Source organism: Caulobacter sp. GW821-FHT11E11 (genome assembly GCF_058808315.1).
The window spans coordinates 364,613-384,997 of sequence record NZ_JBXARO010000005.1 but is presented as its reverse complement, the minus strand read 5'-3'; the positions used below and the strand labels follow the sequence as shown (position 1 = coordinate 384,997).

The window sequence follows — 20,385 nt, the reverse complement described above, 5'->3', positions numbered from 1 at the left end:
TCTATTCCGGCGCCGGGCCCGAGGAATCCCGCACGATCAGCGTATGCGGATGCATCAGCTGGCGGGGCTCGCCGCCGCCGTCGCGGTGGCGGCGGATTTCTTCCAGGACCAGGTCGACGGCGGCGCGGGCCATGGCGGCGATCGGCTGGTGGACGGTGGTCAGGGCCGGCCAGATGTTGTCGGCGATCGAGGTGTCGTCGAAGCCGACGATCGAGACGTCGCCCGGCACGTCCAGGCCCAGGCGATGGGCCAGGCCCGCGGCCGCGGCGGCCATGTCGTCATTGCCGGCGAAGATGGCGGTGGGGCGCGGCTCGACGGCCAGCAACTTCTCGGCCGCCTCCAGGCCCGAGCGATAGGTGAAGTAGCCCTGCTCGACCCGGATGTCCTCCATCGGGATCCCGGCGGCCTTGAGGGCGCCCATGAAGCCGTCCAGGCGCTGCTGGCTGACGGTCTGGTTCGGGTGGCCCTTGATGAAGCCGAAGCGCTTGTGGCCCAGGCCGATCAGGTGCTGGGTCAGTTCGAAGGCGGCCGCCTCGTTGTCGATGCGAATGGTGGCCATGTCGGTGCTGGCCGCGCCGGGCGCGACGGCCACGGCGGCCGCGCCGGCGGCCTTCACCTCGGCCAGGACCTGGGGCGACTCGCACAGGGGCGGGGGCAGGATCAGGCCGTCGACGCCGGTCTTCAGCAGGCGGGTCAGGGTGGCGCCGGCCAGCTCGGGCTCGGCGCACTTCTCGATGACGATCTGGGCGCCGGTGCGGCTGCTCTCGTCCAGGGCCCCGACCAGGAACTCCGACAGGTAGCCGGTCGAGGGGTTGTCGTAGAGCAGGCCGATGCGGAACGGCGCGCTGCCGGCCAGGCTGCGGGCGGCGGGGTTGGGGGCGTAGTTGAGGTCGGCGATGGCCTTCTCGACCAGGGCTCGGGTCTCTTCCTTGACCGTGCTCTCGCGATTGATGACCCGCGACACGGTCATCGGCGAGACGCCCGCCCGCGCGGCGACGTCACGGATCGTGGCGCTCTGGGTCGTACGACGACGCTGGCGCTCGACAGGCTGGCTCATTCTTATTTCCGTCCCTTTGCGGGCGGGACACTAGACCGCTTCGGGCAGAGCTTGGAAGAGCAAGCGGAAATCCTGCTAAGACGCGGGCATGACCATGCTCGGCGCGATCATTCTGTGCGGCGGCGGCTCCCGTCGGATGGGCCGCGACAAGGCTCTGCTCGAGTGGGACGGCGTGCGGGCGGTGGACCGGGTGGCGGCCCTGGCGCGGGCCGTTGGCGCCGCGGCGCTGGTGACGGCCGGGGCGGATCTGGGCCTGCCGTGGGTTCCGGATGATGAGACAGGCGCGGGTCCGGTCGGCGGGGTGCTGGCGGGGGCGAAGGCGCTGGGCTGCGCGCGGCTGCTGGTGCTGGCCGTGGATGCGCCGACCCTGACAGCCGAGGATCTGACGCCGTTGCTGGCGGGCGGCGGCTGCTACGAGGGCTTGCCCGTGCCGATGGTGCTGGACGCCAGCGCGATACCGGCCGACGCCGAAGCCGGCTGGCCGTTGCGGCGCTTCGTGGAGCGGGCGGGGCTGGTGGCCTTGCCTGTGCCTGATGGAGCGATGGCGCGGTTGCGGGGGGCCAATACGCCGGAGGAGCGCGAGGCGCTGCGCTAGTAGACGTCCCGCCGATAGCGGCCTTCGTCCGTCAGCTTCTCCAGCGCCTCGGCGCCCAGCACCTCGACCAGCACGGCGTGGACGTCGCGCGACATGCCTTCCAGCGAGCCGCAGACATAGATCGCCGCGCCATTGGCCACCCAGCGGCGCAGGATGTCGGCCGCCGCGCGCAGGCGGTGCTGGACATAGATCCGCTCGGCCTGGTCGCGCGAGAAGGCCAGGTCCACGCGGTCCAGCAGGCCCGAGGCTTTCCAGTCCTCGATCTCGGCGCGGTGGAAGTAGTCGTGGGCGGCCGTGCGTTCGCCGAAGACCAACCAGTTCCAGCGGATGCCGGCGGCGGCGCGGGCCTTGAGGTGGGCGCGCAGGCCGGCCAGGCCCGTGCCGGAGCCGATCAGGATCAGCGGGCGGGCGTTGTCGGGTGCGTGGAAGCCACGGTTGGTCCGCACGCGGGCGTCGATGGTCCCGCCGACCTCGGCGAACCGGCACAGCCAGCCCGAGCCCAGGCCCGGCTGGCCGTCGGCGCGAGGCATCAGGCGGACGATCAGCTCGACCCCGCCGTCGGCCGGCAGCGAGGCGATCGAATATTCGCGGTGCGGCATGTCCGGATCGTTGTGCGGGCCGATCTCCAGGATGTCGCCGGCTTGCCAGGTCTCGTCACCAGGCGGCGTCAAACGGATATGCCAGGCTTCGCCGCCGGGGCTGCCAGGGTTGAGCAGGCGGCGCTCGGCCAGGGTCCAGCGACCGTAGGCCGGACGGCTCCAGTCTGGAGCGTCGGTGACGCCGGTCAGGAGGGATAGCTGCCCCTGCCAGTGACGCAGGGCGCCGGGATCACCGTCGTCGACCTCGACCCGGTCGAACAGCGGCTGCGCGCCCGAATGGGCCAGCCAGGCGTCCAGGCTGCGGCCGAAAGCGCAAAACTCCGTATAGGTCGAGTCCCCCAGGGCCAGCACGCCGTAACGCAACGCCGAGAGGTCGACGCCATCCTTCATCACGTCGCGGATGAAGGCGCGGGCCGGGTCGGGCGCGTCGCCCTCGCCGGTGGTGCTCACCACGAACAGGGCGCGGCCCGTGAGGTCGGCGGCGGTGACGGCGGAGAGCTCGCGCAGGGTGACGGGCGCGCCAGCTTCCGAAAGCGCCTTTGCGGTGGCGCTGGCCAGTTCCTCGGCGAAACCGGTCTGGCTGGCGAAGGCGACCAGCACGGGCTCGCCGGCGCCTTGCGACAGGGTCTTGGCTTCGCGGCGGACGGCGGCGGCGCGCAGGGCCTCGCGCACGGCGATGCCGGCGCAGAACAGGGCGTAGACCCCGGCCACCGCGCCGGCGGCGATCAGGCGGCGAGTTTCCGGCGCGAAGGCTTCGAGGTCCAGCATCAGTCCAGCATCGCCTGCAGGGCCGGCGACAGGCGTTCCTCGAGGCCGCTGGCGGACCGGCTGACGATCAGGGCAGCGAGGGCGTGCTCAGCGGCGAAGGCCAGGGCGGCGTCGGGGGCCATGACGGTCAGGGCCGTGGCCCAGGCGTCGGCGCTCATGCAGTCCTTGGCCAGCACCGTGACGCTGACGGCCCCGTTGGTCGTCGGCGCGCCGGTGGCCGGGTCCAGGGTGTGGGCGTAGCGGCGCCCATCATGGTCGAAGAACCGGCGGTAGTCGCCCGAGGTGGCGACGGCCAGGTCGTGCAGGGCGACCATGGTCTGCTCGGTGTCGTTGGCGCCAAAGCCCAGGGAAGTCGGGCGTTCCAGCTCGACCCACCATGGCTGGCCGTCGGGCTTGGCGCCCACGCCGCGCAGCTCGCCGCCGACCTCGACGAGGTAGCTCTTCACCTGGGCCCGATCGAGCGCGGCGGCGGCCTGGTCGACGCCGAAACCCTTGGCGATGCCGTTGAGGTCCAGGCGCAGGGCGCCCGGCTGGAACAGGGCGTCGCCGTCCAGCGTCAGGCGCTTCCAGCCGCCGGCGTCACGCAGGGCGGTGATGTCGGCGGCGTCCGGCGGACTGCCGGAGAAGGCGCGGGGGCCGAAGCCCCAGAGGTCAGTCAGCGCGCCCAGGGTCGGGTCGAAGGCGCCATGGCTCTGCTCGGCGACCGCGATCGCGCGGCGCAGGACGGTGGCGGTCGTGGCGGGCAGCGTCGTCCAGCTACCGGCGGCGGCGCGGTTGTAGCGCGAGAGGTCCGACAGCGGCTCCCACGGGCTCATCTCGCGCACGACTGTGTCGAGGGCGCGCTGAACCATGGCCTCAAGCGCCGGGAGGTCTGTGGTGGCCGGAAGCACCGCCTTCACCGACCAGGTCGTGCCCATGGTCGCGCCGCCGAACGCGCGCACGCTGCCGCCGACGGGGCGGGCAGGCGGCGTGGTCAGGGCGGGGACGAGGACGCGGGGCATTCGTGCAATCAGATCGAACCCTTCCCCCATGATGGGGGAAGGGAGCTTTTCTTACGGCCGTTGGGCTTCGATCACGGCGGTGTAGCTGGCGCTATAGCCGTCGCCGGCCAGGGGCTGGGCCGGGGCGGGGGCCGCCGGAGCCGCGCCCGGTGCGCCACCTGGACCGCCCATGCCGCCGGGGCCACCCGGACCACGGCCAGCCGTCGCGCCGGTGCGGACCGAAGCGTTGATCCAGTACATGCCGGCTTCCGGCAGGGTGAACTTCAGGACGCCGTCGGGGCCGGTCTTGACCTTGACGTCGGCGCGCGGGCTGTAGCGCGAGCCGCCTTCGGCGATCGTCACCTCCAGGTCGGCGGCGGGCTTGCCGTCGAGCAGGAACTTGAAGCTGGCGGCCTCGCCGGCGACCAGGTCGTTGGGGTGGGTGACCGGGACCAGTTCCAGGCCCTTGCCGGTCGGCTTGAAGACCTCGGTCGTCGGCTTGTCGCGGGTGACGAACACCTCGTTGCGGCCGAAGCTCTTGATGGTCTTCAGGTCGGCGGCGCCGGCCGGGACCTGCTTGGCGAAGTCGTCGGGGCTGCCACGGAAGCGCTTCACTTCACCGTTCTCGGTGTAGCTGGCCACGACGCTCTGGCTGGCCGAGCCGATCTTCCAGGTGCCCGGCTTGGTCAGGGCCACGTCGAAGGTCGAGCGGTACTTGCCGGTCGAACCGTTCTGGATCTTGTCGACCGAACCGTCCGGCGCGGTGACGTTCAGTCCGTCCAGGCGCATGGCGTTGTGGTCAGGATAGAACAGCTCGTTGGAGATGGCCGCGTCGAACGTCACCCAGACGTCGCCCGACAGCACGGTGGCCGACGGGACGATCCAGCCGCGGTGCGCCTCGGCGGCCAGCGGCAGAGCGAGGGCCGCGACGCCCAGGGCGGCGGCGAGCAGGCGCTTCTTGAAGGTCATGGCTTTTCTCACTTCACGGAAACGGTGACGGCGCCGAGTTCGGCAGAACCCTTGGCGGTGGCGGGCTTGCCGGGCTTGCCCCAGGTGAACGGCACGCGGACGGCTTCGTGGCCGCCGACTTCGCGGGCGGCCTCGACCACCAGGTTGTAGGCGCCGGGCTTGAGGCCCTTCAGCGCGGCCGAACCGCCGCTGAACACGACCTTCTGCGGGCCCGGCGCGCGGGTGGCGCCCGAGACGCCGTCGGCCGGGAAGCTCATTTCACGGCCGGCCTTGCGCCACCACTGGCGCATGTCCTTCAGCCACTTGGCGCCTTTGTCCTCGCGGTTGTCGGCGTCGTACCAGACGGCCAGGGTGCCGGCGGCGGTGCTGTCGGCCGGGTTCTCGATCCAGATGGCCACGTAGGGCTTGTGGTACTCGGCGACCGTCAGTTTCGGCACCTCGACGGTGACGTTCAGGTCGGCGGCCATGGCCGGGGCGCCAATCGCGGCGCCGGCGAAGGTGAGCAGGGAGATCGAACGCTTCACGGTGGTCTGCCTCTAAAGGTGGACGAACAGGATGATGAGAATGAGCGGGGCCGCCAGCCCCAGCGCCACCAGCGGCCAGGTCAGCGGCCGGGCGCGGGCGTGGAACTGCAGCAGGATCAGGCCGGTGACGGTGAAGATCACGCAGGCGGCGGCGAAGATGTCGATGAACCAGGCCCAGGCCTTGCCGGTGTTGCGGCCCTTGTGCAGGTCGTTGAGCAGGCTGACCGCGCCGCGCGTGGTCTTCTCGTGCTCGATCGCGCCGGTCTCGCGGTCGATCGACACCCAGGCGTCGCCACCCGGACGGGCCAGGGCGACATAGACCTCGTCGGCCGACCATTCGCCCTCGCGGCCCGCCACCTCGGCGCCGACGGCCTTGTCAAGGAACGGCTCCAGCTGGACGGGCAGGGGGCGCTTGCCCTCTTCGGGACCCTTGGCCAGCACGGCCAGCAGGTCGGGCGGCAAGGTCGCCTTGCGCGAGACGACAACGGGTTTGCCCTCGATCTGGCCGGCGTGGTTCAGGGTGATGCCCGTGATCGCGAACAGCATCATGCCGATCAGGGACATGGCCGCGCTGATCCAATGCCACTGATGCAACTGCTTCAGCCAGAAGGAGCGGCGATGCTGGTCGGCGGCGGATTTCACGAGCGTCTGACGGAGCCTTGGCGTTGGAGGCTCGTCCTTACTTGAGAACGAATTGCAATATCAAGCCACTAAACCGCAGGCGGGGGCTGGAAGCGCTTTTTCGATCACCCGCGACGGGTTCGACGATCAGACGACCACCGGCGCGCCACGCGCCAGGGCGCCCAGCAGGGCGCTGGTGGCCACGGGCTTGCGCAGGATCGGGCCGTCGTCGACGTCGGGCTCCTGGTAGCCGGTCAGGTAGACGAACGGGATGCGGCGCCGGGTCAGGGCGTTGGCGACCGGGGTGATCAGGCGACCGCCCAGATTGACGTCCAGCAGGGCGCGGTCGATCGGCTGGTCGTCCAGCAGGTGCAGCGCCTCCTCGATCGTGCCGACCGGACCCACGACCTTGGCGCCGGCGGCGGTCAGGACGCGGGTCAGCTCCATGGCCACCACGGCCTCGTCCTCGACCACCAGCACACGCTGGTCGCGCAGGGCGGGGCTTTCCTCCACTCCCAGGCCGGGGCGATAGGCCGGCGTGCTTTCGGCCGCGCGGGCCTGGGCGCCTCTCAGGATGTCGAGGCGGACCTTCAGGCCCTGTGGGCGCCAGGTCAGCTCGATGCGGCCGCCCACCTGCTTGACCGCGCTTTCGATCAGGGTCGAGCCGAAGCCTCGCCGAGCAGGCGGAACGATGGGCGCGCCGGCGTCCTCGCGCCAGATCAGGTGCAGGACGTCTTCGGCTCCCCAGATCCAGCTGACGTTCAGTCGGCCCAATGGCCGCGAGAGAGCGCCGTACTTGCTGGCGTTGGTGGCCAGTTCGTGGACGACCAGGGCCAGGGACTGGGCGGCCTGGGCGTCGATCAGGGCCGGCGGACCGTCGATGACCACCTGTCCGCCGTCGCCGCCGTAGGGGTCCAGCTCCAGCCGCAGCAGGTCGTGCAGGTCGACACCGCTCCAGCGGGTCGTCGACAGCAGGCTGTGGGCGCGGGCCAGCGAGCCGATGCGGCCCGACAGCGCCTGGACGTACTGGGCCTTGTCCTCGAACGGGGTCAGCTGGGCCAGCGACTGGACCACGGCCAGCACGTTCTTGGCGCGGTGGTCGACCTCGCGGATCAGCAGGCGCTCGGTCTCCTCGGCGCGCTTGAGGGCCAGGTCCGAGCGCGCTCGCTCGCTGGCCGTCCAGATCAGCTCGGCGACGTCGGCCACGAAGGCGGTCTCGTCGGCGGCGAAGGCGCGCGGCCCGTCGTGGGCCAGGAACAGATAGGCCGACAGCTGGCCGGCCTTGACCAGCGAGACGGTGAGGAAGGCGCGCACGCCGATGGCGCCATAGGCCTCCAGGGCGTCGGGGTCGTTGGTGCGCGGATCCAGGGCGACGTCGCCGACCTTCACCGTGTGGCCCGCATGCATGTCGGCGCTCATCGACGGTCCGAAATCGTCGAGGCGCAGGCTGCGGCCTTGCAGCCGCGCGACGCCGCTGTCGGGATGGCCGTCGTCGGCCACGATCTCGGCCAGGTCGCTTTCGGGGTTCATCTCGGCATAGCCGGCGCGGGCCACGCCCAACTGCTGGGTCAGCATGCGCGCGGCCTTCTGCGCGATGCAGATCGGATCGGCCTCGTCGCGCAGCTTCTGGCCCAGGTCCAGCAGGGCCGTGCGCCGCCGCTCGCCGACCAGCAGGCGCTCCAGCTCGACGGCGGTCTGCTTGCGATCCGAGATGTCGGTGACCAGGACGTAATAGCCGGGGATCTCGCCGCCACGGGCGATGTCGGGCACGTACTGGGCCTCGATGTAGCGCTCGCCGTGGCCCTGGTAGTCGAAGGAGCCCTCGAAGGTCACGGCCCGGCCCGAGAGCGCGCTGGCCACGTGGTGGCGCAGCCGGCCATAGGCCTCGTCGCCCATCACTTCCTTCAGGGTGCGGCCTTCGATCTGCGAGCGATCGACCCCGAACCACAGTTCATAGGCGCGGTTGACGAAGCGATAGCGCTCCTCGCGGTCGACATAGCCGATCAGGATGGGCACCGCGTCGGCCATCGCGCTGGAAAACACCGCGCGGCGTTCCCCAGGCAGATTGGCCAGAGGCGGGTAGGACGGCAAGGCGTGTTCGTCTCGAGACATGCGTGACGGACGCTCATTCCCACGGGGTGCGGAGCCTCACCGTGGCACGTCGTGATCACAGTCCGCATGCGACACGCGGTCGCAGCGGCAACCATGGCGAGAGTTTCCTTAAGCGGCGTCCTCGCGGCGATAGGTCACGACCAGCACGTCGCGGACGGCCGGCAGCGCCGGATCCAGCGGCCGGATCGCGGTCACGCCGTGCAGCACGCGGTGGTCGTCGAGGAACACCGCATCGCCCGGCGCGACCAGGGTGAACGAGCCCAGGCTCGTTCCGTCGGGCGCGAAGATGTCGGTGACGCCGCTGTCGACGTTCTGGCGGTCGACCAGCATGACGATCACCCAGTCGACGCCGTCGCGGTGCGCGCCCTCGGGCGTCGGCAGGCCCTGCTCGCCGACCCGGGCCTCGATGCGGAACTGGTGCAGCTCGACATGCCACGGCTGGTCCGAGGCGGGCGACAGCGGGTGGAAGAGCTCCAGACCCGCGCGGATCACGCCCTGCGTCACCGGGTGGTCGGCGATGGCCGGGGTGACGGGGTCGAACCAGCGCTGCACGCCGCCGTTCAGGGTGTTGTAGTCGCGACTCTGCCAGTGCGGCTGGTGCGGCTTGCGCGCGACCGCGCCGGGCAGGGCGGCGAAGGCCGCGAACCGCCGGCGACGATAGCGCCCTCCGTCGGCCATGAAGGTGTCCAGGCCCAGGTCGTTCCAGCTGTCGGCGAAGCTGGCCCAGTCCTCGGCGCCGATCAGGGCTTTTGTTTCCTCGGCCTCGAAGCGGACGAAGCCGTCCGTGGCCAGTCTTGCATTTATTGGCGCGCTCAAGCGACCGCACCCGGCTTGAAGAACAATCCGAGCTTCAGGCTGGCGGCGATGCGTTCGGCCTTCTGGCCGACGATGGCGGCGCGCGGGGCGTCGAACAGCTCGACGCAGGTCTGATGGAACAGGTTCAGCCACGGCATGAACAGGCCTTCGGTCAGGCCCTCCACATGCTGGTGCACGACCATCGGCTGGCCCTTGTAGCGGCCGGTGGTGTTCAGCACCGACGACCAGAAGTCCTTCAGCGTCGCCAGGTGCGCGGGCCAGCCGTCCTCGCCGATCGCGTTCTCGAAGATCGGCCCCAGGCGGTGGTGCCGGCGGATGCGCGCGTAGAAGGTCTCGACCAGCCGGTCGATCTCGTCGTCGGTAAACTGAGCAGGAGGAACAGCCATGGCCGGAACATGGGTCTTTCGGGCCGCTGACTGAACCCCGCCGAGATCAAACTTCACTTCGGATTCTTACTTAAGGGCGGCGCGGACGCTCTCCGGCGGGCCCAGATAGCTGTCCGGAACCGCTCCTCGCGACAGCACCAGGCGCTGGAACACCACGCCCGGATCCACCCGCCACAGCCGCACCTTGTGCGGGCCGGGCGTGCGGACGTTCAGCGTCGTGGTCTGGCTGCGGACATTGTCGGCGACGGCCTTGTCCCAGGCCTTGGTCGACAGGTCCGGCTGGCTGTTGACCAGCACCGGCGCGCCGTCGTCGATCGAGACGGCATAGGCCAGGCCCTTGCCGCCCCGGAAGTCCAGGGTGGGCGAGACCAAGACGGTCAGGTCGACGGGGCCGGCCTTCTCGAAGTCGACCAGATAGTCCAGCGACGGCGCGCCCTTGCCCGGCGTCGAAGCGGGCGCGGTCGAGGGATAGCTGGTCACGCCCGACAGGGTGCGGCCCAGGTTCGGGATCACCTTCCAGACGCCGCCCGTCGCGGCCGTATAGTGCTCGGCCTCGATCGCGGTCAGGCCGGCGGCCTCGACGAAGGCGCCCTTGGCCGGCTTGCGGTCGGGGTTGGAGACCGGGACGGCGATCGTCTTCGTCTCTCCGTCCACCAGGGTCACGGTGGCGGTGTGGTCCCCTTTCGGGGCCTTGGCCCAGTCGACCGAGACCTCCAGGCGCACGTCGCCGAAGCTGCTGGCCCGGCCCCTGGTCACCTTCACCCATGGCACGTCGACCGTCGGCCGGACATTGATCGGCACCCACTTGGTGAAGACGTCGATCCAGCGGCTCTGCGGGCCCCAGCGGGTCAGGGGCGGCAGGGCGTCGGCCCCGCCCTCCAGCGCCACGCCCCAGCCGCCAGTCGGGTCGGCGCGCTCGGTCTTGGGGATGATGTTCTTGTCCGGCTGCTGCCAGATCGTGTAGCCGATATGGGTCTGGTCCATCATGTGGACCCACTTGCCGCCGTTGATCGCGTCATGCTGGCGGGTCAGCTCGGCGTCGCGGTCGAACAGGTTCTGCACCAGCGTCGCCTGGGCGTTGGCGGCGATCCGGCCCTGGCTGGCATAGAGCCGATTGCGCCCCGTGGCGATGTACAGCCGGTTGAAGTTGGCGCTGGCCTTGATCGGAAACCAGACCAGCTGGAAGAAGGCGCTGTCCTGGTCCTTGGGGATCACGGCGCGGACGGCGTCGGCGCGTTTCTCCAGGTCGGCCCACTGCGCCTCGACCCGCTCGGCCTCGCGGAAATTGACCAGGCTGAAGGTCTTGTCGTCGATCAGCTCGGGCTTACGCCGGGCGTTGAGCCGGGTGTAGCCGTCCAGCAGCGCGGCGATCTCGGTCGCACGCTCGGGGCCGAACTGCTGGGTCGCCCAGCCCTTGGCGTAGGCCGGCAGCGCCTCGACCGGCATCGCGGCCGGGTTCCAGGCATAGTCCAGGAAGAACTCGGTCGGCAGCTCCATGGGCTTCAGGTCGCCGACATTGACGATCCACAGCTGGTCGGCGCCGTAGTCGGCGGCCAGTTTCATCTGCTCCCAGGTGCGCTCGATCTGGTTGGTGTTCAGCCACTTGTAGTTCCGGGGACCGCCGACATAGTCGAAGTGGTAGTAGATCCCGTAGCCGCCGGGACGTTTCTTCCCAGGCTCCGGCAGGCGCCGGATGTTGCCCCAGTTGTCGTCGGCGAACAGCAGGGTGACGTCGTCGGGCACCCGCATGCCGGCGTCGTAGTAATCTTGGACCTCCTTGTAGAGCGCCCAGACCTGGGGGGTCTTGGCGGGGTCCTTGCCGGTCACCTCGCCGATGATCTTGCGCTGGTCGGCGACGATGGTTTCTAGCAGCTGAGTGGCCGTGCCCTCGCTCATCGGCTCGTCGCCGTCGCCGCGCATGCCGACCGTGACCAGGCTTTCGTTGGCGTCCATGCGGGTGACGCCCTCGCGCCAGAACTGGCGCAGCTTTTCGGGGTTCTTGGCGTAGTCCCAGCGGCCCTGGCCGTAGCGTTCCCACTCGACGTGGGCGCGGCTCATCGGCTCGTGGTGCGAGGTGCCCAGCACGACGCCCATCTGGTCGGCCAGCGGCGCGCTCATCGGGTCGTCGTCATAGATCGACTTGCCCCACATGGCCGGCCACAGATAGTCGCCCTTCAGCCGCAGGATCAGTTCGAACACCCGCTCGTAGAAGGCGTGGTTGAAGCCGCCGAAGGTCTTGTTGGCCCAGCCGTACAAGGCCGGGTTCTCGTCGTTCAGGAAGATGCCGCGGTACTTCACCGCCGGCTTCTGGACGTTGGCGCCCGGGGCGACGAAGACGTCGGAGCGCTTGGGCACGGGCACATCGGCCCACCAGGTCCAGGGCGAGACGCCGGCCCGTTCCGACAGGTCATAGGCCCCGAAGATCGTGCCGCGCTTGTCGGCCCCGGCGATGACCAGGGCGCGGGCCACGCCGGGGCGCGGGTTCTCGACCACCTGCTGGACGAAGGCTTCCCACTCGCCGGTGACCTTCGACACATCCAATTTGCCCGAGGCGACCAGAGCGTCGATGGCGGCGCTCTTGCCGATCGTGCCGATGATCACGACCGGCGCGTCCTTGGCCGGGGCGGCGGTTCCGGACAGGGCAGCGAGGTCGTCGCGCAGGCCCTGGATGGCGCGGATCGCGCCGGGGAAGTCGGTCTGGTCGTACTCGATCCGCGCAGGTTTGCCGGCGGCGATCAGCGGGAAGGCGTCGGCGGCGGGGGACAGGGTGACGGCGGCCGGCTCGGCGGCAAAGACCGGGGCCGCGAGGACGAGGCTTGCGGCCAGGGCTAAGGCAGAGACGGCGTTACGCACTACTGAACCCCGATCTCGAACGGCCCCGCCGGCAGGCCCGACGCGTCGAACAGGTTGAAGGTCGGGCTGTCGGCCCAGGCGAAGCGGACCTTCGAGCCCGCGCCGGTCAGCACCACGGTGTTGCCGACGATCTTCCCGTCGGCCCAGTGGCAGGTCGCCTCGCACAGCTCGAAGCCGATCACCCGATCCGAGCCGCGCGCCACCAGGCGTCCGCCGACCTGGGCGAAGGTCACCACGACAGTGTCGCCGGTCCGCTTGGCCGAGACGACCTCTGGCCCGGTCGTCACGGTCTCGCCGTAAACCCGGCGGGCGGCCAGGGCCAGGCGGCGACCGACTTCCTGCTTCTCGCTCGGATGGATGTCATAGGGATTGCCGATGTCGTGCGTCACGGCCAGGCCGGCGTGGCCGTCGGCGACCACCGCGCGGCGCTGGGCGTCGCGCAGGGCGGCGGTGGCGAAGGCGCCGGGCTGTTCGGCGAAGGCGCCGTAGTCGGCCAGCTGCACCACCAGGAACGGGATGTCGGCGGCCTGGCCCTGGCGGCGCTCGGCCATGAAGGCGTTCAGCAGCGGGGCGTAGGTCTGGTCGCGGCCCACGTTCGTCTCGCCCTGGTACCAGGCGACGCCGGCGTAGGCGTAGGGGCCCATCGGCGCCAGCATGCCGTTGTATAGGGTCGAGACGCCGGCCAGGGTGTCCCACGGCGCGCGGGGCTGGTTGGGGCCGGCCTTGGGCTCGATCTGATAGGTCCAGGCAGTCAGCGGCAGGCGCGTTCCGTCGGCCAGGGTCAGGGCACGCTTGGCGCCGTCGCCGTACATCCCGCCATTGGCATAGGTGTCGTAGGCCGAGACCACGATGACGTTCTTGCCAGCCTTCAGCGACCCGGCCGCCAGCGGATAGGTCCGGTCGAGCCACGCACCCGAGGTCGCGCCGACGCCCACGCCGTTGAGGTAGGTGGTGTCCATCTCGTCGATCTGGCCGACGGTCAGAGTGGAGGCCTGCTTGGCCTGGGCGGCGGTCAGGGTGACCTCGGCCTTGAACCAGACCACGCCATTGAAGTCGGCCAGGGCGGGCACGCCCCAGCGTTCCCAGACGCCGAGGCTCTCGGGCGCGGCGGTCCAGGCGCCGCCGCCGGTCCATGGCGTGGCCGCCGAGCCGGGGTTCTTGGCGGTCCACCAGCCCTTGATGGTCTCGCCCCAGCGGCGGTTGGCGGCGACGGGGTCCTTGATCGAGAGGTTCAGGGTCTCGATGGCGTCGTCATAGCCGGCGACCTTGCGCAGGGCGGTCGGGGTCATCCAGGCCTCGAGGCCCGATCCGCCCCACGAGGCGTGGACCAGGCCCAGCGGGACCTTACGGGTCTTCTGCAGCTCGCGGGCGAAGTAGAAACAGGCGGCCGAGAAGGCGCCGACATTGTCCTTGTTGGTGGGCTTCCAGACGGGCGGCTTCTTGTAGTCGGCGGCCGGCGCGCGGCCGTCGGCCTTCTCGATCGTCGCCATGCGGATGGTGTCGTTGGGCGCGCCGTTGTTGATCTGGTTCCAGGCGTCGCCCGAGGCGCTGACCTGCATCTCCATGTTCGACTGGCCCGAGCACAGCCAGACATCGCCGACCAGGACGTCGGAGGCCGTGGCAGTGATCGAGGGGCTGGAGGCGGTGAGGGTGTAGGGCCCGCCGGCCGGCGTGGCCGGGAAGTCGACGCGCCAGGCGCCGTCCGGGCCGGCCTTGGCGGTCAGGGTCTGGCCAGCGAAGGCGGCGGTGACGGTCTCGCCGGGTTTGGCCGTGCCGAACACGGGCAGCGGCCGGTCGCGCTGGACGACGGCGTGGTCGGAGAACAGGCCGTTGAGGAGGGCCAAATTTCCTGAAGATTGGGCGGAGGCTGGCGAGGCGGCGAGGGCGGCAAGGCTCAGGCCGAAGATCAGGCGACGCATGTGTTCACTCCCCCTGCCGCCGTTGCTCGGCGGCTAACGTCTGGACGCCCCCTCCGTCACGCTGCGTATCCGCAGCGCGCCACCTCCCCCGTTTCACGGGGGAGGAGAAGAGCGCTCCCTCCTGCCCCGTAGCGAAGCGTGCGGGGGAGGTGGCGCGGCGTCGATAGACGCCGTGACGGAGGGGGCGCTCTTCCTTGCCTTAAGCCACCGTCAGCGTCGCCGTCTTCAGGTCCACCGAATTCGGACCGACCAGGATCTTGAAGTCACCCGGCTCCACAACCCGCTTCATGTCCAGGTTCCACATCCACAGGTCCGACGGCTTGATCTCGAACGTCACCGTGGTTTTCGCGCCCGCCGCCAGGGTCACGCGCTTGAAGTGCTTCAGCTCCAGCACCGGACGGGTGACCGAGGCCTCCTCGTCGTGGATGTAGAGCTGCACCACTTCGTCGCCAGCGACCTTGCCGGTGTTCACCACATCGACCTCAACCTTGACGCTCTCGGTCGTGCCGATCTTGGCCTTGGCCAGGCGCGGGGCCGAGATGTCGAAAGTCGTGTACGAGAGGCCGAAGCCGAACGGATACAGCGGGCTGGTGTCGCCCAGCAGATAGCCGCGGCGGGCCGTGGGCTTGCGGTTGTAGTAGATCGGCAGCTGACCGACGTCGCGGGCGATGCTGACCGGCAGCTTGCCGCCCGGGTTGGCGCGGCCGAACAGCACGTCGGCGGCGGCGAAGCCGGTCTGCTCACCCAGGTACCAGCCCTCGATGATGGCGTCGGCGCGCTGGGCCAGCAGGTTGATCGACAGCGGACGGCCGTTCAGCAGGAACACCACGGTCGGCTTGCCCAGGTCGAAGATCGCCTTGGCCAGGTCGTTCTGCTGGCCGATCAGGTCCAGGCTGTCGCGGTCGCCCAGGTGAGCGTCGGCCCAGGCCTCGCGGCTCGTCTGCTCGTTGTCGCCCAGCACCATGACCACCACGTCGGCGTTCTTGGCGACCTCGACGGCTTCGGCGATCAGCTTGGCGTTGACGGCCGGATCGACCAGCTTGACCTCGTCCTGCGCCCAGATCCGCGACTCCGTGATCCTCACGGCCTCTGCGTAGTCCAGGGCGAAGCCTTGCGCCTTCGCTTCAGCGGTCAGGCCCTCATGGATCGAGACCACATGGCGCGGCACGTCGGAATAGCCGCCGATCGGCGTGTCCTTGGCGTGGGTGCCCAAGAGGGCGAGGCGCTTGATCTTTTTGCCGTCCAGCGGCAGCAGGCCCCCACCATTCTTGCTGTCGTTCTTGAGCAGGACCACGGCCTTGCGGGCGGCCTCGCGGGCCAGGGCGACGGCGTCCGGCGTGGCCGTCTTGGCGTCGGCCGTCTTCTCGTCGCAGTAGGGGTTCTCGAACAGGCCGCCTTCGAACTTCATGGTCAGGACGCGGGCGACGGCGGCGTCGATCTCGAACTGCGGGATGCGGCCGTCCTTCACCAGCTGCGGGATCAGGGCGTAGGCCTCGCCATCGGGCAGCTCGACGTCGACGCCGGCATGCATGGCCATCACGGCGGTCTGGCCGAGGTCCGAGGTCAGCTTGTGGCGGGCGATCAGCTCCTTGATCGCGAAGTAGTCGCTCTGGATCGAGCCCTTGTAGCCCCACTCCTCGCGCAGGATCTTGGTCAGCAGCCAGCGGTTGGCGTGCGAGGGCACGCCGTCGATCTCGTTGTACGACGGCATGACCGCGCGCACCGGCAGCTCGGTGACCGCGCGCTCGAACGGCGGGAAGAAGTTCTCGCGCAGGGTGCGTTCGGCGATCTGGGCCGGGCCGACATTGGTGCCGTTCTCGGGCTGGCCGTGGCCGGTCATGTGCTTGAGGGTGACGAAGACCTTGTCCTTGGCCAGCGGCAGGGTCGTGCCCTGGAAGCCGCGGATGGCGGCCAGGCCGATCTCGGCGCAGACGTGCGGGTCCTCGCCATAGGTCTCCTCGATGCGGCCCCAGCGCGGGTCGCGGGCCACGTCGACCACGGGGGCCAGGGCCAGGTTCGAGCCCCGGGCGCGCATCTCGCGGGCGGCGACGGCGAAGATCTTCTCGGTCAGCTCGGTGTCGAAGGTCGAGGCCAGGGCGATGGCCTGCGGGAAGCTAGTCGCGTCGCGGGCGACATAGCCATGCAGGGCCTCGTCGTGCATCAGCAGCGGGATGCCCAGGCGGGTCTTCTCGACGGCCCACTTCTGGGCGGCGTTGGTGTAGCGGGCGGTTTCCTTGGCGTTGCGGTTGGTCGCGCCGTCGTCGGCGCCGGCGGCCGCGTCGACCACGGTGGCGGGCTTGAGGCCCTTGCGGTCCGACGGACGCGAGATCTGGCCCAGGCCGTTGGGGAAGTTCTTGGCCGCTTCTTCCGGCGAGAACTCGCCTTCCGAGGTCTGGATCTTGGCCTTGGTCAGCCAGATGCCGATCAGCTGGGCGGCCTTCTCTTCCAGCGTCATGCGGCCCAGCAGGTCCTGGACGCGGGCGTCGATCGCCTGGCTGGCGTCCTTGTAGAGCGGCTTGTCGCCCGACTTCTTCGCGGCCTTCTCGGCGGCTTGGACGAGGCTGGGCATGGCGGCCGCCGCCATACCCGTAGAGAGGGCGGCGAGGCTCGCGCCGAACAGGCGGCGGGTGAGGGTGGTGGTCATCCTGGTGTTTCCCCGAGGCTGCGCAATGGCTGGTGCGGCTCTGAGCGGCCGCGGTTGGCCGGCACTATGGGGGCAGTTGTCAGACCACTCAAGACAGAAATGGTACCGGTCTCATTCTAGTGTAGGATCGCTGGGGCTGGCGCGACTGATGCCGTCTGGGTCTCGTCCATCCAGGCGGGCCAAGCCGTCGTCGGCCAGGCGCCCACGACATACTGGTTGCGGACGATGCCCAGCCATTGCCGTAGGGCCTCGGTCGGCATCGGCAGGCTGGCCTGCCGCGCCTCGCCGTCGGACTTCAGGACCAGCATGACGCCCTCCGCGCCAGGGTTGATGTCGACGGTGACCACGCACCAGTCCATCTCCGGCGACGTCGCCCGCACCGGGGGCAGAGGCGTCAGCGCCGCCTCGGCGGCCTGCTGCACGAACTCCTGCAAAGCCTCGCCGCCCGCCGCGTCCCGCCGCTCCAGCCATCCGGTCAGCTTCGGCGCCAGCAAGTTCATCAGCCGCTGGGTCAGCCACAGCACCACGGTCCCGCCATCGGCCGTCTCGCCCGATAGCCGCAGGCGATCCTCCATGGCCACGTACTCGGTAGTGATGCGCTGAAGTTCCGGACGGTCCTGCATGGGCGACAGATACCGGTCTTGCCGGCCAAACGCCAAGGCCCAGGACCGCAACCTGCGCGAACCCGCAGCCGGTAGCGCTCCCTAGACGCGATGGAAGCTTGGCCTTAAGCCTTGAGCACAATTCCTTGGGGGGAAACCATGAAGATCAAACTCGCCGCCGCGCTCTGCGGCCTGATGCTGCTCGCGTCCACGCCGGCCTTTGCCGAAATCGTCATTCCGGAGGGCACGGAACTGGCGATGCGCCTGGAGGACGCGCTCTCCAGTTCGGTCGCCAAGGAAGGCGACCGCTTCACCATCAGCCTGGATGACGACGTCAAGCTGCCGGACGGCACGATCCTGCGCGCCGGCTATCGCGGCGTGGGCGAGGTCGTCGAGGCCCGCGACAACGGCATGCTGGGCAAGAACGGCAAGCTGAACGTCCGCCTGCTCTACATGAAGGTCGGCGACGACCGGGTTCGCCTGCGCGCCAACCGGGGCGCCAAGGGCGAGACGCGTGTGGGCGCCACCGTCGTGACGACGCTGCTGTTCTGGCCGGCCGCGCCCTTCATCAAGGGCAAGGATGTCGGCATGAAGAAGGGAACGGTCATGACGGCCTATGTCGACCAGGACGTGAAGTTGCCGTCCCCGCTGACGCCGCCGCCGGTCGTCGACTGAACCAACACTCCAAGCACAAAAAAGGGCCCGCTTGGGAGAGGCGCGGGCCCTTTTCGGTACGCGTTCAGAGGGATTGAACAGTCAGGAAGATGACAGATGTGTCGGCTTCCCGCCCTTCCCCAAATCGTCGCAGGCTGCGAACAGGTCGCAACCTGGCGACGAGGAGCTCGCGCCTTACTTGCGCGGCGCCAGGATGTCGTCGAGGCGCGACGGGACGCCGGCGATCTTCTCCAGGCGCGGGTAACGCAGGCCGCCGCGATAGTCGATCTTGACCATCTTGTATCGGCTGCCGTCCTTGATCAGCAACTCCACCAGCGGGTTCTCCGGCTTCACGGCGGCGGTGATGGCGGCCTTCAGCTTGTCGCCGTCGAAGGCCTCGCCGTTGACCGCGACCACCGTCAGGCCCTGGGTCAGGCCGGCCTTGAACGCCGGGCCGCCCCACTGCACGTCGCTGATCACGCCGTCCGTGCCGACGGTCAGGCCGACCGAGTAGTTCAGCGAGGTCGTCTTGGCCTTGGCTTCGACGGCCTTCATGAAGTCGGTGATCGTGTCGGTGTAGACCAGCTTGTAGCCGCCACGCGCGAAGCCATCCAGCGGACCCTTTTCCTGGACCTCCTGGATGCGTGTCTTGAGGAAGGTCGTCCAGTCATAGGCGTAGACGCCGTTCAGGGTGCTGGCCACGTCCTCGAACGTATAGGTGCGCGGGACGTAGGAGCCGTTGTCGACGCCGAAGAAGGCCTTGGCGAAGTCGTCCAGCGACTTCTTGCCGCCGGTCTTCTCGCGGATCAGGGTGTCGGCGTCGAGCCAGACCAGCAGGCCTTCGGAATAGTAGTCCTCGCTGCGCTGGTAGCTGAGCCACGACAGCGGCTTGCGGCTGGCGATGATCGGGTCGTTGGTGGTGTCCTGGACCGGGCGCCAGTCGCGGCCGCGACGGTTGTCGTAGAGGGCGGCGGTGGCGGCCAGGGACTCCAGCGCCTGTTGCTTGGTCAGCAGACCCGAGCGGGCGGCCAGGACGTTGCCCCAGTACTGGGTCTGGCCCTCATAGACCCACATCAGGCTGTCGCGCATCGGCACGTTCAGGTTCGGGGTCCACAGGTCGGCGCCGCGGCGGAACTTGCCGTTCCACGAGTGGGTGTATTCGTGGCTGAGCAGGTCGCGGCCGGGGAAGCTCTTGTCCCACTCGGTGAAGTACTTCGGGACCACGCGGTTCTCGGACGAGCGGTGGTGCTCCAGGCCGATGCCGCCGATCTTGTCCGACAGCGCGACCAGGAAGTCGTAGTGGTCGTAGTGGTGCGAGCCGTAGAGCTTGTAGGCCTGCTGCACGAGATCCTTGTGGATCTGGATGTGCTCGGGCTTGGCGTCCAGCAGCTCGGGGCTGTCGGCGACCAGGTTCAGGCGCACCGGCACGGGGCCGTTCGGATCCAGGTCGATCGACTTGAAGTACTTGCCGGCGAAGATCGGCGAGTCGACCAGGGTCTCGACCGTGGTGGTCTTGAAGGTCGTGGTCGCGCCCTCGGTCTTGGCGGTCTCCAGCGCCGTGGCCAGCTTCCAGCCGTCGGGCAGCTTGACGCTGGCGTCGATCGGGATCTGGCGGGTGTAGTAGCCGGCCGGGTACATGGCGACCTGCAGCCATTGCAGGTTCAGCATCTCGGGCGTGACTTCCGTGCGGCCGACCTTGGCCTCGACGGCGGTCAGGAACTGGTAGCTGATCGTAAGCTCGCTCGTACCGGTGGGGACGTCGACGTGGAAGGCGTTCACGGCGACGACGTCACGGGTCCAGGGGATACGCTTGCCATTGGCGGTGACCACCAGGCCGGCCAGCTTGTCCAGGTCGTTGCGCGGCGAGTGGCCGCCCGGGACCCACTGCGGATACAGGAACACGAAGTCTCCGGCCTTGCTGACCGGCATGGTCGTGGTGACGTTCCAGATCTTGCGGTCCAGGTCCGTGGCGTCGACGGTCAGCTTCAGCGTGCCGGCATAAGGCACGTCGCGCGGCGCTTCGATCGGCGGGGTGGCCGAAGCGGACTCCGGCATCGGCTGCGACGTCGCGGGGGTCGGGACTTGAGCCAGAGCGGCGGTCGCGACCAGCGACAGGACGGACACGGAGAAGAACAGCGCTTTCACGAAACACCCCAATGCGGCGCGCGGGTATGCGTCCCGCGGCGGAAGGCGGGATTTTTGTGGCGTTAATATTCGCTTGTCGAGGACAACTTGGCCCCGAAACGCAGAACGTGGGTACGCGGAGCGTGTTTCGTTTCTTGCGCG

At 69.4% G+C, this 20,385-nt stretch carries 15 protein-coding genes and 2 pseudogenes; 2 read left to right on the top strand and 15 right to left on the bottom strand.

Annotated features, from left to right (window positions below):
• Position 1 precedes the first annotated feature (1 nt).
• On the bottom strand, positions 2 to 1,057 hold the full coding sequence (gene xylR, locus AC1RR5_RS15095) for a transcriptional regulatory XylR (protein WP_492922487.1): 1,056 nt from the start codon (positions 1,055 to 1,057) through the stop codon (positions 2 to 4).
• 88 nt (positions 1,058 to 1,145) lie between these two features.
• Between xylR and mobA the strand changes: the two genes are divergently transcribed.
• Entirely contained in the window at positions 1,146 to 1,652 is a 507-nt protein-coding gene (gene mobA / locus AC1RR5_RS15090; RefSeq protein ID WP_492922485.1) for a molybdenum cofactor guanylyltransferase, read from the top strand.
• On the opposite strand, the gene AC1RR5_RS15085 is transcribed toward mobA, so the two are convergent.
• The 13 genes and pseudogenes from AC1RR5_RS15085 to AC1RR5_RS15025 form a co-directional block, all read right to left on the bottom strand.
• Entirely contained in the window at positions 1,649 to 3,019 is a 1,371-nt protein-coding gene (locus AC1RR5_RS15085; protein ID WP_492922483.1) for a sulfite reductase subunit alpha, read from the bottom strand. The genes mobA and AC1RR5_RS15085 overlap by 4 nt on opposite strands.
• Positions 3,019 to 4,020: an FAD:protein FMN transferase gene (locus AC1RR5_RS15080; protein WP_492922481.1), complete on the bottom strand. Its 1,002-nt coding sequence runs from the start codon at positions 4,018 to 4,020 to the stop codon at positions 3,019 to 3,021. Before AC1RR5_RS15080 ends, AC1RR5_RS15085 begins: the two co-directional genes overlap by 1 nt.
• Before the next feature lie 51 nt (positions 4,021 to 4,071).
• Positions 4,072 to 4,968: a DUF4198 domain-containing protein gene (locus AC1RR5_RS15075; protein ID WP_492922479.1), complete on the bottom strand. Its 897-nt coding sequence runs from the start codon at positions 4,966 to 4,968 to the stop codon at positions 4,072 to 4,074.
• A gap of 8 nt (positions 4,969 to 4,976) precedes the next feature.
• Positions 4,977 to 5,492, bottom strand: coding sequence for a DUF2271 domain-containing protein (locus tag AC1RR5_RS15070; RefSeq protein WP_492922477.1), 516 nt, complete (start codon positions 5,490 to 5,492; stop codon positions 4,977 to 4,979).
• Positions 5,493 to 5,504: 12 nt separating this feature from the next.
• Entirely contained in the window at positions 5,505 to 6,134 is a 630-nt protein-coding gene (locus AC1RR5_RS15065) for a PepSY-associated TM helix domain-containing protein (RefSeq protein WP_492922475.1), read from the bottom strand.
• 126 nt (positions 6,135 to 6,260) lie between these two features.
• Positions 6,261 to 7,256 (bottom strand): annotated as a pseudogene (locus AC1RR5_RS15060) (HWE histidine kinase domain-containing protein); the annotation flags it as partial.
• Positions 7,257 to 7,298: 42 nt separating this feature from the next.
• Positions 7,299 to 8,141, bottom strand: a pseudogene (locus AC1RR5_RS15055) (PAS domain-containing protein); the annotation flags it as partial.
• A gap of 192 nt (positions 8,142 to 8,333) precedes the next feature.
• Positions 8,334 to 9,029 (bottom strand): 2OG-Fe dioxygenase family protein, encoded by a 696-nt coding sequence (locus AC1RR5_RS15050; protein ID WP_492922658.1) that lies wholly within the window; start codon positions 9,027 to 9,029, stop codon positions 8,334 to 8,336.
• A gap of 8 nt (positions 9,030 to 9,037) precedes the next feature.
• Positions 9,038 to 9,427, bottom strand: coding sequence for a group III truncated hemoglobin (locus AC1RR5_RS15045; protein WP_492922473.1), 390 nt, complete (start codon positions 9,425 to 9,427; stop codon positions 9,038 to 9,040).
• A gap of 66 nt (positions 9,428 to 9,493) precedes the next feature.
• On the bottom strand, positions 9,494 to 12,280 hold the full coding sequence (locus AC1RR5_RS15040; protein WP_492922471.1) for a glycosyl hydrolase 115 family protein: 2,787 nt from the start codon (positions 12,278 to 12,280) through the stop codon (positions 9,494 to 9,496).
• Positions 12,280 to 14,199: a sialate O-acetylesterase gene (locus AC1RR5_RS15035; protein WP_492922469.1), complete on the bottom strand. Its 1,920-nt coding sequence runs from the start codon at positions 14,197 to 14,199 to the stop codon at positions 12,280 to 12,282. Before AC1RR5_RS15035 ends, AC1RR5_RS15040 begins: the two co-directional genes overlap by 1 nt.
• Before the next feature lie 199 nt (positions 14,200 to 14,398).
• Positions 14,399 to 16,843: a glycoside hydrolase family 3 N-terminal domain-containing protein gene (locus tag AC1RR5_RS15030; RefSeq protein ID WP_492922467.1), complete on the bottom strand. Its 2,445-nt coding sequence runs from the start codon at positions 16,841 to 16,843 to the stop codon at positions 14,399 to 14,401.
• 116 nt (positions 16,844 to 16,959) lie between these two features.
• Positions 16,960 to 17,466 carry a hypothetical protein gene (locus AC1RR5_RS15025; RefSeq protein WP_492922465.1) on the bottom strand — a complete coding sequence of 169 codons (507 nt, stop codon included), beginning with the start codon at positions 17,464 to 17,466 and terminating at the stop codon, positions 16,960 to 16,962.
• A gap of 138 nt (positions 17,467 to 17,604) precedes the next feature.
• Here AC1RR5_RS15025 and AC1RR5_RS15020 point away from each other — a divergent pair, with 138 nt between their 5' ends.
• On the top strand, positions 17,605 to 18,120 hold the full coding sequence (locus AC1RR5_RS15020; protein WP_492922463.1) for a hypothetical protein: 516 nt from the start codon (positions 17,605 to 17,607) through the stop codon (positions 18,118 to 18,120).
• Between the two features lie 174 nt (positions 18,121 to 18,294).
• Here the strand turns inward: AC1RR5_RS15020 and AC1RR5_RS15015 are convergent, their stop codons facing one another.
• Entirely contained in the window at positions 18,295 to 20,256 is a 1,962-nt protein-coding gene (locus tag AC1RR5_RS15015) for a M61 family metallopeptidase (RefSeq protein ID WP_492922461.1), read from the bottom strand.
• Between the last annotated feature and the right edge of the window lie 129 nt (positions 20,257 to 20,385).